15 protein-coding genes and 1 riboswitch are annotated in these 13,540 nt (G+C 31.0%); of the genes, 3 read left to right on the top strand and 12 right to left on the bottom strand.

The features are described from left to right. Together HKP59_RS12740 and HKP59_RS12745 are read right to left on the bottom strand one after the other, a co-directional pair. A partial coding sequence (locus HKP59_RS12740) for a TonB-dependent receptor (RefSeq protein WP_291807613.1) occupies positions 1-1,138 on the bottom strand: 1,138 nt, incomplete at its 3' end. Between the two features lie 45 nt (positions 1,139-1,183). After that, a riboswitch (TPP riboswitch) is annotated at positions 1,184-1,275 on the bottom strand. Between the two features lie 31 nt (positions 1,276-1,306). Then, positions 1,307-1,864 (bottom strand): hypothetical protein, encoded by a 558-nt coding sequence (locus HKP59_RS12745; protein ID WP_291807615.1) that lies wholly within the window; start codon positions 1,862-1,864, stop codon positions 1,307-1,309. Between the two features lie 110 nt (positions 1,865-1,974). Between HKP59_RS12745 and HKP59_RS12750 the strand changes: the two genes are divergently transcribed. Next, a complete protein-coding gene (locus HKP59_RS12750; protein WP_291807617.1) occupies positions 1,975-3,090 on the top strand; it encodes a hypothetical protein in 1,116 nt (371 codons plus the stop codon). Positions 3,091-3,104: 14 nt separating this feature from the next. Next, positions 3,105-4,388: a thiamine pyrophosphate-dependent enzyme gene (locus HKP59_RS12755; RefSeq protein ID WP_291807618.1), complete on the top strand. Its 1,284-nt coding sequence runs from the start codon at positions 3,105-3,107 to the stop codon at positions 4,386-4,388. Here the strand turns inward: HKP59_RS12755 and arfB are convergent. From arfB to HKP59_RS12780, 5 genes are read right to left on the bottom strand one after another with little or no spacing between them, the layout of a single operon-like run. Continuing rightward, entirely contained in the window at positions 4,385-4,786 is a 402-nt protein-coding gene (arfB, locus tag HKP59_RS12760) for an alternative ribosome rescue aminoacyl-tRNA hydrolase ArfB (RefSeq protein ID WP_291807619.1), read from the bottom strand. The two genes, HKP59_RS12755 and arfB, sit on opposite strands and share 4 nt — an antisense overlap. After that, positions 4,783-5,436, bottom strand: coding sequence for an ATP-binding protein (locus tag HKP59_RS12765; protein WP_291807620.1), 654 nt, complete (start codon positions 5,434-5,436; stop codon positions 4,783-4,785). The genes arfB and HKP59_RS12765 overlap by 4 nt, the downstream gene beginning before the upstream one ends. Beyond that, positions 5,406-6,107, bottom strand: coding sequence for a nicotinamide riboside transporter PnuC (gene pnuC, locus HKP59_RS12770; protein ID WP_291807621.1), 702 nt, complete (start codon positions 6,105-6,107; stop codon positions 5,406-5,408). The genes HKP59_RS12765 and pnuC overlap by 31 nt, the downstream gene beginning before the upstream one ends. A 2-nt stretch (positions 6,108-6,109) precedes the next feature. After that, the gene (locus HKP59_RS12775; RefSeq protein ID WP_291807623.1) at positions 6,110-6,829 is read right to left on the bottom strand and encodes a geranylgeranylglyceryl/heptaprenylglyceryl phosphate synthase; all 720 of its coding nucleotides are present in this window, start codon (positions 6,827-6,829) and stop codon (positions 6,110-6,112) included. Beyond that, positions 6,822-7,460, bottom strand: a complete 639-nt coding sequence (locus HKP59_RS12780) for a 4'-phosphopantetheinyl transferase superfamily protein (RefSeq protein ID WP_291807625.1) — start codon at positions 7,458-7,460, stop codon at positions 6,822-6,824. Before HKP59_RS12780 ends, HKP59_RS12775 begins: the two co-directional genes overlap by 8 nt. A gap of 89 nt (positions 7,461-7,549) precedes the next feature. On the opposite strand from HKP59_RS12780, the gene ahcY reads away from it, so the two are divergent. Further along, complete coding sequence (gene ahcY, locus HKP59_RS12785) at positions 7,550-8,866, top strand: adenosylhomocysteinase (RefSeq protein ID WP_291807627.1); 1,317 nt, start codon at positions 7,550-7,552, stop codon at positions 8,864-8,866. 446 nt (positions 8,867-9,312) lie between these two features. Here ahcY and HKP59_RS12790 read toward each other — a convergent pair whose 3' ends face one another. From HKP59_RS12790 to HKP59_RS12810, 5 genes are all read right to left on the bottom strand, one after another. After that, the gene (locus HKP59_RS12790) at positions 9,313-10,359 is read right to left on the bottom strand and encodes a serine hydrolase domain-containing protein (RefSeq protein WP_291807629.1); all 1,047 of its coding nucleotides are present in this window, start codon (positions 10,357-10,359) and stop codon (positions 9,313-9,315) included. 460 nt (positions 10,360-10,819) lie between these two features. After that, positions 10,820-11,824 carry a Gfo/Idh/MocA family oxidoreductase gene (locus tag HKP59_RS12795; protein WP_291807631.1) on the bottom strand — a complete coding sequence of 335 codons (1,005 nt, stop codon included), beginning with the start codon at positions 11,822-11,824 and terminating at the stop codon, positions 10,820-10,822. A 188-nt stretch (positions 11,825-12,012) separates the two neighbouring features. After that, entirely contained in the window at positions 12,013-12,744 is a 732-nt protein-coding gene (locus tag HKP59_RS12800; protein WP_291807634.1) for an energy transducer TonB, read from the bottom strand. 260 nt (positions 12,745-13,004) lie between these two features. After that, positions 13,005-13,217 (bottom strand): PLD nuclease N-terminal domain-containing protein, encoded by a 213-nt coding sequence (locus HKP59_RS12805; RefSeq protein ID WP_291807636.1) that lies wholly within the window; start codon positions 13,215-13,217, stop codon positions 13,005-13,007. Between the two features lie 27 nt (positions 13,218-13,244). After that, positions 13,245-13,472: a PLD nuclease N-terminal domain-containing protein gene (locus HKP59_RS12810; protein ID WP_291807638.1), complete on the bottom strand. Its 228-nt coding sequence runs from the start codon at positions 13,470-13,472 to the stop codon at positions 13,245-13,247. Between the last annotated feature and the right edge of the window lie 68 nt (positions 13,473-13,540).

Consider the following 13,540-nt stretch of genomic DNA (forward strand, 5'->3'; position numbering starts at 1 on the left):
CTTCTTTAAACTGTTCATAATAACCACGGCCATATGTATAATTTAAACCTATAGTTGTAGACCAATTGTTTGATAGTTTTTCGTTCCAATGAAGTTGATAATGATCTTGATTGTAATTATCAATTTCATTTTCATAAAAATATGGATTGTAGGTTCTTCCAAAAGTTTCGATTTCCTCTCGAGTAACTCCATACCAAGCTTGATATGTTTTTTCCTGTCCACCAAAAGTTAAGGCTTTTATTAAGGTATTATCATCAACATAAGCAGCCTGTAAAAAGTATGATTTTAAATCTGAAAAAGCTCTATCAATATAACCGTCAGAATCAATTTTTGAAAAACGACCAGAAAATTCAATATGGTCATTTATCTTTCCGGAACTAAATTTTACAGTATGCTTTTTTGTGTTGAATGAGCCAAAAGAGTTACTTATTTCCCCAAATGCTTCTTCAGAAATCGCATCTGTTAATAAGTTTAAACTTGCTCCAAAAGCTCCTGATCCATTTGTTGAAGTACCAACACCACGTTGTAGTTGCATACTTTCAGTAGATGAACTAAAATCGGGCATATTTACCCAAAATGTTCCTTGACTTTCTGCATCATTATATGGTATACCATTGATAGTGATATTAACCCGAGTAGCATCACTACCACGAACCCGAATTCCAGTGTAGCCGATACCAGCACCCGCATCAGATGTTGTAACAACTGAAGGTAAATAATTTAATAAAATTGGAATGTCTTGACCCAGATTTCGTTTTTCTAAATCTTCTTTAGTCACATTACTATGAGTTACCGGTGAAGTGCTTTTAACACGAACTGCTGAAACGAGTACTTCATTTAGATTCACAAAACTATCAGACATATCAATTGAGATATCAGAGTCTTTTGTCAAATCAATATCTACTTCTTTAGGTTGACTAATAGCGCTTACAATTAAGGTGTAATTACCTTTTTTTAGTGAGAGTGAAAATTCGCCTTTAAAGTTTGTGGTAGTTCCAATATTAGTTCCTTTGATAAGAATACTAGCTCCAGGAAATGGATTTTCGCCATCTGTTACTTTTCCAGAAAGTTTAAATAGCTCTTGCGCATTCACAGTGAAAGTAAATGCAATGAATAAAATTGTAATTAAATGTTTCATTTTTTTATAAATAAAACGATTTAAAAAGAGGCAATTAATCGATGTTAAATTAATTATACTAATTTCCCTTAACAGCATTATCTGTTCAGGTTCAATGGGTTTGATCTCAGCCGTTCTAGGCACCCCTTTTGAGATGATGCAAATTTAAGTATTAATTGTTAGGTAAGTTTATTTTTTTTGAATTATTTGTTTAATTATCAAAATAATTAAACTTAACAATATGAATACCAGACCTGTAAATAGTAAAGTAAATTTTGAAATAGCAAAATAATAAGCCATTGAACTCCATTTTTGATGTAAATCACCTAAAAGAAGTTTTATTAAAGCAATATTTTCAATACAATCAAAAAATGCCGCTAAAAATGTACCCCAAATTAAAATAATTCCAAGTTTATATATTTTAGATTGCTTCCATACTACTTCATTTAGCTTTTGAATAAGTATGGAAATAAATAAAGCATACACAATTAAAAAGAGAAAGTCAAACCCCAAACTCATTCCTGCAGCAGTCTTAGCCAATGTATCCCATGAATCCAAAATTGTTCTAGATGCTGAAAGGTCTTTAGCTAATTCAAATGAAATGATTCCTTTATTGTGACCATTATTCTCTAATATCGAATTAAAAAAACGCATTACAAAAATTAGAATCATGTTAGCAATTAATAATGCAATAGTGATTTTGTTTTCAACTTTTTTTGAGAAGTTATAAAAAGGACTTTGCAACATGGTTTTTCAAATTTGTTAGCGATTAAATTTAAACAAAAATTTACAAAATAAAATGGTTCAATTACAAAAGGTTATTTTATCTTTATATGTAAATTATAAATAGTGATATTTTGAAAAATAAAGCCTCAAAAAATGTCATGATTGATGCTTCACGGATTATAACAGAAGCTTTAGTGCAATCAGGAGCTGATGTATTTGTAGGATACCCAATAACACCTTCCAATTTATTTTATACCTATTCCAAAGAACGTTTTCCAGAATTTTTAGCTGGTCCAGATGAAATATCTGTTCTTCAGTGGATGTGTGGTTATTCTGCCGCAGGTAAAATTCCAGTGACTGCAACTGCATTTCCTGGTTTAGCTTTAATGACTGAAACTTTAAATATGGCCTATATGATGGAGTTACCAATGGTTCTCATTATTACGCAACGTTTGGGCCCAAGCACAGGATCTGCAACAACAGGAGCTCAAGGGGATTTAAAATTTTTAGATGGTATTATTTCTGGAGGATTTCCATTGCCAATTTTTTCACCTTCCAATTTTAATGATGCTTGGACGCTATCAAACGAAGCATTAAAAACAGCGGTTAAATTTAGAACTCCAGTTATTATTTTAACTTCAAAAGAGCTGGTAATGACTCAAAAAAGTTTTGATATGAGCTCATTAGAACCTTTGGAGAAAGTTGATAGAACTCCAAAAGAATTTAAATTTCCTTTTCAGCCCTATAAAGCAGGGTTAGATATGGTACCAACATTTTATCCGCTAGGAAATGATGAGTACCAAGTTCGGTTTAATTCTTCAACTCATGATAACGAAGGATTGATTCGGAAAGGAACACCTGAAAGTTTAGCGAATACATGGCGTCTTAGGGAAAAATTAGAAAAGCGAATAGATGAATATTCCTTTTTTGAATTAGATGCTGAAAATGGTGCGGAGGATTTAATTGTGACTTGGGGTGTGTCAGCTGACGCTTCTCGTGATAGTGTGAATTCAATACGAGGAAAAGGAAAAAAAGTCTCCCTATTAATTGTAAAAACTATGTTGCCTATATCTCAAAAAATTTATGATATCATAGATTCCTATAAAACAATAACATTTGCTGAGGAAAATATGACTGGGATGTTCAAAGAAATGATATTTGGTAAAAGAACTACTTCAAAAATAAAAACAGCTACCAAGTTTGGTACTATGTTAACGCCTTCTGAAATAGAAGAAAAGGTAAATTAATAAGAATTAGACTTATGGAAGCAGCAAAAAAAATATTAACCAATGTTAAAATGCCGTTTTGTCCAGGTTGCGGACACGGAATTTGTGTTAGGAGTACTTCAAAAGCATTAGAAAATTTAGGGTATGGACCTAACGATGTTGTTTTGGTAAGCGATATTGGATGTTCCGGATTGGTAGACCCATTGTTTGCAACTCATACTATTCACGGATTGCACGGTAGAGCTCCTGCTTTAGGAATTGGAGTCTCTTTAGGTTTAGATAATCCAAATAAAAAAGTAGTTGTAATTCAAGGAGATGGCGGAGCTACAATTGGTTTGCAACATATATTAGAGGCGTCAAGGAGAAATATCGACATGACGCTAATTGTTATTAATAACCTACTTTATGGTATGACCGGTGGGCAAATGAGTGGTTTGTCAACCAATGAATTTAAAGCATATAAACATAGTGATGATGATGCAGATCCCTACGATGTTGTGAATTTAGCACATCAGTCGGGAGCAGCATTTAGCGTTCGTGTAAATGATATTTCTAATTTTACAGATACATTAAAAGAGGCAATTAATACTCCAGGCTTTTCTTTGGTGGAGTTATCAAGTTTGTGTACTTCACACGGAATGAAGAAAGTTGCTGATATGAAAGGTTTTATTGTTGCAGAAGAAAGATTAGTAAATAACAGGCCAATTGGTGTAAGTAAAAAGAGAACTAAGAATTCCTTACTATCAAGTGTTAAGGTATTAGAGAAACAATTTGAGTCAACTATTGAAGATAGTACAGGTATTGTAATTGCTGGTTCAGCAGGAGGAGGAGTTCAATCAGCAGCAAAAATACTAGCGCAAGCAGGAATTTTATCTGGTTTGTATACAACAATGAAAGGTGAATATCCAATTACTGTAGGAACCGGATTTTCAGTTGCTGAAGTAATTCTCTCTAAGAAACCTATTCATTTTACTGGATTGGAAAAACCAAGTGCAGTGATAGCTGTGACGGAAGAAGGTTGGAATAAGGTCAAGAATCGAGTAGCACACGAATCGAAGGTTTTAGTTGATAGAAAAATTTGTGCTGATTGTTCTGTCGATGTAAAAGATTTTTTAAAAGTAGGAGGAAAAATGGGAGCAGCATTAAGTGCAGTATCATATTGGGTAAAAGAGACAGGAGTATTTCCAGTAGAAGCTTTGTTTAAAGTAGTTGAAAGCAGTAAATATGCAGTGTCTTTACAAAAAGCGATTCAGAGTGCAGAAGAATTAAGAGAAGTTGTTTACAGTTATATACCAGAAAATAAAAAAAGGACTAATTAAATTTCAGGTTTATTTCTAAGTGCTTTTTTGTAGGCTTGTTTTTTCTTTTTATCTAATCGTTTCTTAACGCTAGACTTACTTGGTTTGGTTGGCTTTCTTTTTTTAGGAACTTTTAACCCGTTTGTCATTAGTTTTACAAATCGCTTAATTACAATTTCTTTATTTTTATGTTGACTTCGACTTTCATCACAAGTTAAAATAAGGATGTGTTCTTTAGAAAATTTTGATTTTAAATTTTTAAGGAGTAATTCTTTTTCTTCTTCAGCAAGTGCAGAGGAATTTTGTAAATCAAAAAACAATTCAACTTTTGAAGAAACTTTATTAACGTGCTGACCTCCAGAACCACTACTTCTGACAGCTTTAAAATTTAATTCTTTTATAATATTTTCAATAATCATTCAGTTACATTAAAATCATTATTCTGCTGATGTAAAAAATGCAAATCTATATCGGATAAGTTATCTGAAAAACGTTGCAAATTAGGTCTAGATTCCAAAATTTTATCTATTTCTTTAATTGCTATATTTAAACGTACTTTTTTGTCACCTTTTAATAAAATATAAGGGCGATTATATTTTATAAGAGCGTTTTCAAAGGCATTAAACATTTCTAAACGTTGATCTGGTCTATCTCTTAAATCATCTTCTTCCCAAGGAGTATCAATATAAGTCAGAAGATAAAGATCGTAACTATTGTTGATTGCAGCTTCTTCTAACTCGGGACTTACAAAACCTCCGTAATATTCTTCAGAATAGACTTTAGTCTCTAATAAATCAGTATCGCAAATCAGTATTTTGTCGGCTTTAGTTGCTAACCTATTTTCTAATTCCATCTGCCCTCTAGCAATAGGAAGTAAGTCTGAATTTTCACAAGTTTTACGCTCATTATTCCATTTTTTTTGTAAGTAATCTCGTGCATATTCGGGCGCCCAAACCGTATTATAATGCCGGGCTAGATGCTTTGATAGCGTTGTTTTTCCAGTACTTTCAGGACCAAAAAGTACAACCTTAATAATATTTATGCTTTTTTGTTTAAGTGCTTTTTCCATGTAATATAACCTTGTATTGCTAATATTAAAAATAGTGTGTATTGTATACCTGTAAAGCCATAACCTTTTACAAAGTATAAAGGAATTGAAACCATGTTACCGGCAATCCATAACGTCCAATTTTCAATTTTTTTGTTTGCCATTAACCACATTGCTGCAAAAAATATTCCTGTTGTAAATGTATCTAAATAGGGTGTTCCTTCTCTAAAATTAATTAAATTTCCAGAAGTTAGTTTAGAAATAGCATAATTTACGCTTTCCCTAAATCCCAAATTATTAGGCATTACGTTGTAATATCTGTAAACCACAATTACAAAAACCGATGTAAAAGCAAAAATTCCAATAGCTTTTAATTTGTCAGTTTTAGTAGTTCTTGATATGGCAATATGATGTTGTTGGTTGTCAATTACTTTACTCCACATATACCACCCGTAAATACTCATTATGGTATAGTAAATATTAATAATTAAGTCGCCATATAAATTCCATTGAGAAAGTAAATACACATACAATACAGTACTAATTATTCCAGTAGGAAATACTAAAATATTTTCCTTCTTGGCATAAAAAACACTAATCACTCCAAAAAGAGCAGCAATAAATTCAAGTGAAATATTTAGCACAGTTGCAGATTGATATGGTTCTAAAAAAAAGTTTAGTATTTCATTCATTCTTAATGATTTAAAATATCGTTATTTTCTTCAAATGCTGTGCCAATAACAACTAAATCTGCGCCATTCTCAAAAGCCTGATTTAACTGTTTTTTTGACCTAATTCCACCACCAACAATTAATGGAATATGAATGTTTTTTTTTACTTCTGAAATAAGTTGAAGGTTCACAGCGGTTCTAGCTCCACTCCCTGCTTCTAAATAAATAAGCTGCTTTCCTTTATACATTCCAGCAATTGCTGTTGCAACTGCAAGTTCAATATTATTTTGAGCTATTGGTGTTGTTTTACTAATTTTTAAAACTGAAGAATTTGTACCTCCATCAATTAATATATAACCTGTTGGTATAACTTCCAACGTTGAATTTTTTAAAAAAGGAACCGATTTTATTTGTTGCTCAATTAAATATTCTGGATTTCTTCCTGAAAGAAGCGATAAAAAAAGCAATGCATCAGCATTATTTGTTATTTGAGAATAATCTCCAGGGAATAAAATAATTGGAATATTAGTATGTTGCTTTAATTCATTTACAAACAAATCTGTTATACCATTTTCTACGTAACTGCCGCCAACAAATATGAAATTCGCTTGAATAGCATCTATTTTTTTTGAAATTGAAGATAGTTTGTTGATAGTAGTTTTGTCAGGGTCTAATAAAATTGCCAAAAGCTTTTTTTTATTCTGAATTGAAGAATGTATTTGTTTTAGAATTGATTTAGACATCCTTTGAGCTTTCTATTGCGTAAACAAGGGTAAAACCATCAATTTGTTCAAAAAAGATGTTGTAATTTTTATTCCAATCTTTTACTTTAATAATTCCAGTGGTGTTTTTATCTGCAATTTGAAACGAATTAATATCAATATCATTTTTAAAAGTAAGTCCGCCGTATGGATATATTTTATAAAGTGATTCTTTTGCTCCCCAGATAACTGTAAGTTGCTCTATATAATCATCATTTTTATGAATAAAACCTTTTTCGAAGTTGACAAATTTATGCTGAATGATTTTTATTTTTTCTCTATTTTTTTCAATATCAATACCAACTTCAGCATCACTTATAATTATTGCTGAAAATGAAAAGGAATGAGTAATTGAAATTCTTTTTCCATTTTTTAAATGAGGTTTACCGTTTTCAGTATAAAATAAATCATAATCACTATATCCAGCCTTTTTTAGCAAATGGCGAACACTTAAAAAACCCCTTTGATGCAATTCAGATTTCATCGAATGTAATCTTTCTTCACTTCTTTTGGTTAAAGGAATATTTTTGGATAATTCATCAAGAGATTCTTCAATTTTCCAAACAAAAACTGAAGTATAACTATTAGGTTTAATTCTTTTAAATAAAGGCATTTATATTCTCAAATGGATTTTGTACTTTTGCAAAATCTAAAAATAACTAATTTTTAATTGTTTTAAATAAAAAAGCAAATTTAATAAATATGAGTACAGAAACATCAACTTACGTAAAATATAAAGTAAAGGACATCAATTTAGCAGATTGGGGACGTAAAGAAATTCAATTAGCCGAAGCAGAAATGCCTGGTTTAATGAGTTTACGAGAAGAATATAAAGGTAAAAAGCCTTTAAAAGGAGCAAGAATTGCTGGTTGTTTACATATGACTATTCAAACAGCAGTTTTAATTGAAACATTGGTTGATTTAGGAGCTGAAGTTACTTGGAGTTCTTGTAATATATTTTCAACACAAGATCAAGCTGCTGCCGCTATTGCTGCTGCAGGAGTTTCAGTATATGCTTGGAAAGGTATGAATGAAGAAGAGTTTGACTGGTGTATTGAGCAAACATTGTTCTTTGGTGAAGATAAAAAACCATTAAATTTAATTTTGGATGATGGTGGGGATTTAACAAATATGGTGTTAGATAAGTATCCTGAACTAGCAGCAGGTATTAACGGTTTATCTGAAGAAACTACAACAGGTGTTCATCGTTTATATGATAGAATGAAAGCAGGAACTCTGCCAATGCCTGCAATTAATGTAAATGATTCTGTTACTAAATCTAAATTTGATAATAAGTACGGATGTAGAGAAAGTGCTGTTGATGCAATTAGAAGAGCAACTGATGTTATGTTGGCAGGTAAACGTGTTGTAGTTTGTGGTTATGGGGATGTAGGAAAAGGTACAGCAGCTTCATTTAAAGGAGCCGGTTCAATTGTAACGATTACCGAAATTGACCCAATATGCGCATTACAAGCGGCAATGGATGGCTTTGAAGTTAAAAGATTAGAGAATGTTGTTTCAAATGCAGATATTGTGATTACTACAACTGGAAACAAAGATATTGTTCAAGGTGTTCATTTTGAAAAAATGAAGGACAAAACAATTGTATGTAATATTGGTCATTTTGATAATGAAATTGATATGGCTTGGTTGAATGGAAAATATGGTTCAACAAAAGTTGAAATTAAACCGCAAGTAGATAAGTATACTTTAGGTGAAAATGAAATTATTGTTTTGGCAGAAGGACGTTTAGTTAATTTGGGTTGCGCAACAGGTCACCCAAGTTTTGTAATGAGTAATTCATTTACAAACCAAACGTTGGCTCAATTAGAGCTTTGGAATAATAGAGATGCTTATAAAAATGAAGTGTATATGTTACCAAAGCATTTAGACGAAAAAGTAGCTCGTTTACATTTAGCAAAAATTGGTGTGGAATTAGAAACATTACGTGAAGATCAAGCAGATTATATAGGAGTGAAGGTTGAAGGACCATTTAAGCCTGAGTATTATAGATATTAATAACTTCTTAAACATTAAGAAAAGCTTCATTAATAATTTTAATGAAGCTTTTTTTTAGTCCTACTAGGTAATTCGGTACAAGCAGTAAATACGTTAAAATATGCAATTGATGTTGATCAGTTTCTAAAGCTTTAGAAGTTGATATCATTATTTTAAGTAAGTTGAGGGTTTTTTTAATTCTTCTTTTACCTTTTCTTATAACTAAAATTTATGCATTGATAAAAAGCCAATAAATTTTTATCTAAAAAATAAAAATATTTTAGAATTTATAGTAAAACAAAAAACCTCACGGTGTAGTAAGGTTTTTTATAGCAATTTCCCAATAATTATATAATAACATCTTTTTCTTAAGCCAAAAGTATGCTACTTATTACTATAATTTGAGGGGTTTTTACCTGAATTTGAAAGGGGGAAAAGCCCCTTTTGTATATTGTAATATGGTTATTCTATTTTTTACGTCTTATTATTTTTACAATACGACTATATATAATTTCAGCTAAATTCCAGTCATATCCATTAAAGTTAGTTGTATTATTAAATTGAATAACAACCGTATCAATATCTTTATGATATTTGGCAATGCTCTGATAGCCAGGCATCAATCCTGTATGATTAAACACATAAATAGAAGAATAAATTTCTTGTTCCCTTTCTTTAAACAATGAACCATCATTTAAAGCCCGTAAAAATATACCTACATCTTCTGCTGAAGCAAGCATTGAAGTGAGTTTTGAACCATAAGTAGCATCTTTTATATCATCTTCTATGCCAACGTAATAGCCACTCATTACATCGCCGGAATTTACTTCGTTTATCGAGCCGAAAGTATTTTTTAGTCCGAGTGGTGTCAAAATTTCCTCTTTGATGTATTGAAATTTGTTATAACCCACGACCTTTTCTATGAGTTCAGAAATCAACAAATAATTTGTATTGGAATATTTATACTTTTTATCTGGCTCAAAGTCTGCTGGTAAATCAAGCACTAATTTAAGCGCTTCTTTGCTGCTTTCCGGTGGGTTTGACCAAAAATTTGGGGTATCAGTTAAATTAGGAATGCCACTCCGATGCTGCACCATCATTCTTAAGGTTATTTTTTCTGCATTTTCAATTCTTCCCACAAGTTCGGGAAAGTAATCAGCCAGTGTTTTATCCAATGATAAACGTTTGTCGTTTACCAGTTTGGTGATAGCAACAGCATCGTATAACTTGCTAATACTAGCTATTTTGAATAACGCTTGTGGGTAGGCAGGAATTTTGTTTTTACGGTCATGCCAGCCGGAGGCAAAAATTTCCGGGGGCTTTCCAGCTTGATCTACATAAACTATCATTCCGTCAAATCCGTGATCGATTCCTTGATTTAATTGTTTTTGAACTGTTTCTGGTAAGGGAAGTATCCACGCTTTAACCAAAAGCCAGGGTACAAAGAACATCGAAGTGATAGTTCCAACTAGTAATGTAATTCTAATTATTGTTGTTTTTTGTTTTTTTGTCATGAGAATATAATTTTTCAGATTGTTTTACTTTTAATGATTTCTCATTTATGTTATTCGGTTTGCAATTATTTTTCTTAAATAAAACATTCGTTAAAAAAATCAAATACCTTCAATTTAGTATTTTTTAATTTGTATTTTTTAATTCAGCAAAAGTATTTTTTAGTTCTTTTAATGATTCAATTGATTTTATGTAAGCCTCGTGATTTTGTGCTATAGTCGTCATTCTTGTCAAAACTATATTTCCAAAGTAGGAGAGAACAAGCAATTAATTATAACCATTGTTAGCTTTTCATTATTCTTACTTGTATTCATTCGGACTGAATAATAATGATATTGCATATTTATTTTATAGTAGTAAATTATAATATTCTACTATTTCCAATTGTGCTATTATTTATTCTTTTGTTTCCAGTTTGCCCTTACCCATTCTCATGATTTGATAATCATTTTCAAAGACATTCTATAACCCCTTTTCGATTTGCTCTAGTACCCAGTTTGTCCTAGCTCCAGACACACCAGTACTAGGGCAGGTACCTTTTCCTTGAAGTTCATCAACAATACTTTGAATAAGTATCTCTTGGATATATTCAGGAACCTCAAATTCAAATTTCTTAACGGGCTCATTCTCTATTTCTAAAGTAACGTGGTGATCACCCCAAAAGGGAAAAGATAGTTGTCCTTTACTACCAATTATTGTTGTCATTTCATATTGTGAAGCCTTACTAGTATTAAAAGCCCATAAACCTTTTCCTAGAATTCCATTTTTAAATTTAAAAACACCTACAGTAATATCATCGGCAATATATGTGTTTGATTGATTTTCTGAAAATCCCTTAGCCTCAGCAATAGGGCCAAAAATGAAATCGAGTGCATCTAATTGATGCGATGCCAGGTCGTAAAAATAACCGCCACCCGCAACTTTAGGATCAACTCGCCAATTATTAGGAAGGTCATGAGTTCCTACAATTTCATTCTCAATGGTCATTTGTACACTTATATCTACACTTCTAATATCTCCAATTGAACCACTTTCAATTAATTCCTTTACTTTAAGAATATTTGGTAATGTTCTACGATAAAAAGCTACATATAAAGGAACATTTGCCTTTTTACAAGCTTCTACCATTGATAGACATTCTTGATGCGAGCGAGCCATTGGTTTTTCAACATAAACCGGTTTACCAACAGCTGCTGCCTTCAATGTATATTCAGCATGTGTGCTTGGTGGCGTTGCAATATAAATGGCATTTACCTCAGGGTCATTAAGTAAATCATCAGGATTGTCATACCACTTTGCAACACCATGTCGTTTGGCAAAATCCTTTGCTTTATCAGAATTTCTTCTCATAACAGCCTTAATGGTTGAATTGGTGATTTTCATTAGTGGTGTTCCGCTTTTTGTTTCGCAAACATCTCCTACGCCAATTATTCCCCAGCAAATTTTTTCAATTATTTTATGTGCCATATTTGAAAGGTTTTATCATTAGTTTGTAACCTGATTATTATGAAGGCTACTATTTTTTAAAAGATATGTAAGACTGTAAAATCTTAGATTTTTCGGTTATAACAAATTGGTTTGTTAGAATTTTTGTCGTTAATATTTAGTTTAAAGGTTAGCATAAATTTTATGAGGTGATGGCTGTAGTAATTAAATTAGTTTGGATTAAATATCATTGGGATTCTATATCTTACTTTAACAGGAATACCATCTTGAAGTCCAGGTTTCCAATTAGGCATACTATTTATAATTCTTAAAGCTTCTCTGTCAATTTCCTCATTTACACTTTGTTTTATTTTAGCATCAATCACTTTCCCTGTTATATCAATTTTAAAATCAACAATCACCTTTCCGCCAATATTATATTTCTTTGATAAAATTGGATATCTCATATGACGTTTTATGAATTGATACATTCTCTGTTTACCTCCAATATAACTTGGATGAATTTCAAAGTCATAATATTTAACCTTTTCTCCATTTTCATTCCAACAATCTCCTTTTTTTAATTTGCCTTTTTTATAGTTATCTTTTCGTTTTAGAATTCCATTTTTCCAGTAACTTAAAAGGTCTCCATTTTTCTTACCGTTTTCGTAAAACGACACAAACCTTAATTCTCCTGTATCGTACCAAACTTTATGAAATCCATTATAAACTCTTTTATCATCCTCAGTTGCCTTAAATTCTGTTTCTGTCTTAATCTGTTCGGATTTTAGATATAATCGTTCTATTATTTTATTGTTTTCTAATTTTTCGATTGTTTTATAATATATCGCCTCTTTAAATGATTCAACCTCTTCATATTTATCATTTAAGAAAATCGTATCCTGTCCAAAAGCAAAATTTGATATGAAGAAAAAAGTTAGAATTAATGTAAGTTTTTTCATAGTCTATTTATTACAGCGAGTTTTTATAAGATTTGTGCAACTGGAAAACCGGAGATTTTTCGGTTTTAGCAAATCGATTTGTTATTTAGTTTAAGCATAAATTTTATGAGGTGTTGGTTTTTGTGCTTACACATTCAATTCTCAGAAACTTGAAATTTTATCTTTTTAGCCCTAATTAATCATTTTAACTTTCTCCTAAATATAGAAAATCAATCCGTAATCATTTGTCAAATCAGTTATTTTGCTTGAGTTGGATAACTTTATATTTTCTGCTTTCTTCCAATTGTAAAATATAAAATTGCTCCAATCAAATTGATAAATAGTACAACTAATACCCAAACAATTTTGTTATTTCCATCGAATTTACTTTTTAAAATATCAATTAAGGCGATAATTGTTGGAATAATTCCAAGAAATACAGCTATCAATATTAAAATTATTTGCCAAGGGCCAATCATTCCTAAATTTATCATCTTTTTGTATTTTTATATAATTATTAATTAAGCTATTTTTTTTGAAATTTTCTGCTTTGTTCCATACATCAAATATAATAATACTCCGACTAGATTAGTGAAAAGAACTACCAATATCCAAATCAGTTTGTTATTATCCTTAAAATCATTTCTCAGAATATCAATTAAGGCAATAATCGGAAGTATTAATGCTAAAATCATTAATGTTTGCCAAATAAATAATGCGCTCGAAAAGTTTTCAGTTGTCGTTTCCATAGTTTAGTTTTTTCATTTTTTTGTTTTAAAGCCAACGAGTTTTTACAAGATTTTTGCGAATGGAAAAT

It is taken from the genome of Lutibacter sp. (assembly GCF_013041805.1).
GTDB lineage: Bacteria > Bacteroidota > Bacteroidia > Flavobacteriales > Flavobacteriaceae > Lutibacter.

Coding starts and splice junctions, on each gene's coding strand:
- HKP59_RS12800 (WP_291807634.1), bottom strand. CDS start 12,744: ATGAAAAAACTTACATTAATTCTAACTTTTTTCTTCATATCAAATTTT.
- HKP59_RS12775 (WP_291807623.1), bottom strand. CDS start 6,829: ATGTCTAAATCAATTCTAAAACAAATACATTCTTCAATTCAGAATAAA.
- HKP59_RS12805 (WP_291807636.1), bottom strand. CDS start 13,217: ATGATAAATTTAGGAATGATTGGCCCTTGGCAAATAATTTTAATATTG.
- HKP59_RS12765 (WP_291807620.1), bottom strand. CDS start 5,436: ATGGAAAAAGCACTTAAACAAAAAAGCATAAATATTATTAAGGTTGTA.
- arfB (WP_291807619.1), bottom strand. CDS start 4,786: ATGATTATTGAAAATATTATAAAAGAATTAAATTTTAAAGCTGTCAGA.
- HKP59_RS12755 (WP_291807618.1), top strand. CDS start 3,105: ATGGAAGCAGCAAAAAAAATATTAACCAATGTTAAAATGCCGTTTTGT.
- HKP59_RS12810 (WP_291807638.1), bottom strand. CDS start 13,472: ATGGAAACGACAACTGAAAACTTTTCGAGCGCATTATTTATTTGGCAA.
- ahcY (WP_291807627.1), top strand. CDS start 7,550: ATGAGTACAGAAACATCAACTTACGTAAAATATAAAGTAAAGGACATC.
- HKP59_RS12790 (WP_291807629.1), bottom strand. CDS start 10,359: ATGACAAAAAAACAAAAAACAACAATAATTAGAATTACATTACTAGTT.
- pnuC (WP_291807621.1), bottom strand. CDS start 6,107: ATGAATGAAATACTAAACTTTTTTTTAGAACCATATCAATCTGCAACT.
- HKP59_RS12795 (WP_291807631.1), bottom strand. CDS start 11,824: ATGGCACATAAAATAATTGAAAAAATTTGCTGGGGAATAATTGGCGTA.
- HKP59_RS12745 (WP_291807615.1), bottom strand. CDS start 1,864: ATGTTGCAAAGTCCTTTTTATAACTTCTCAAAAAAAGTTGAAAACAAA.
- HKP59_RS12780 (WP_291807625.1), bottom strand. CDS start 7,460: ATGCCTTTATTTAAAAGAATTAAACCTAATAGTTATACTTCAGTTTTT.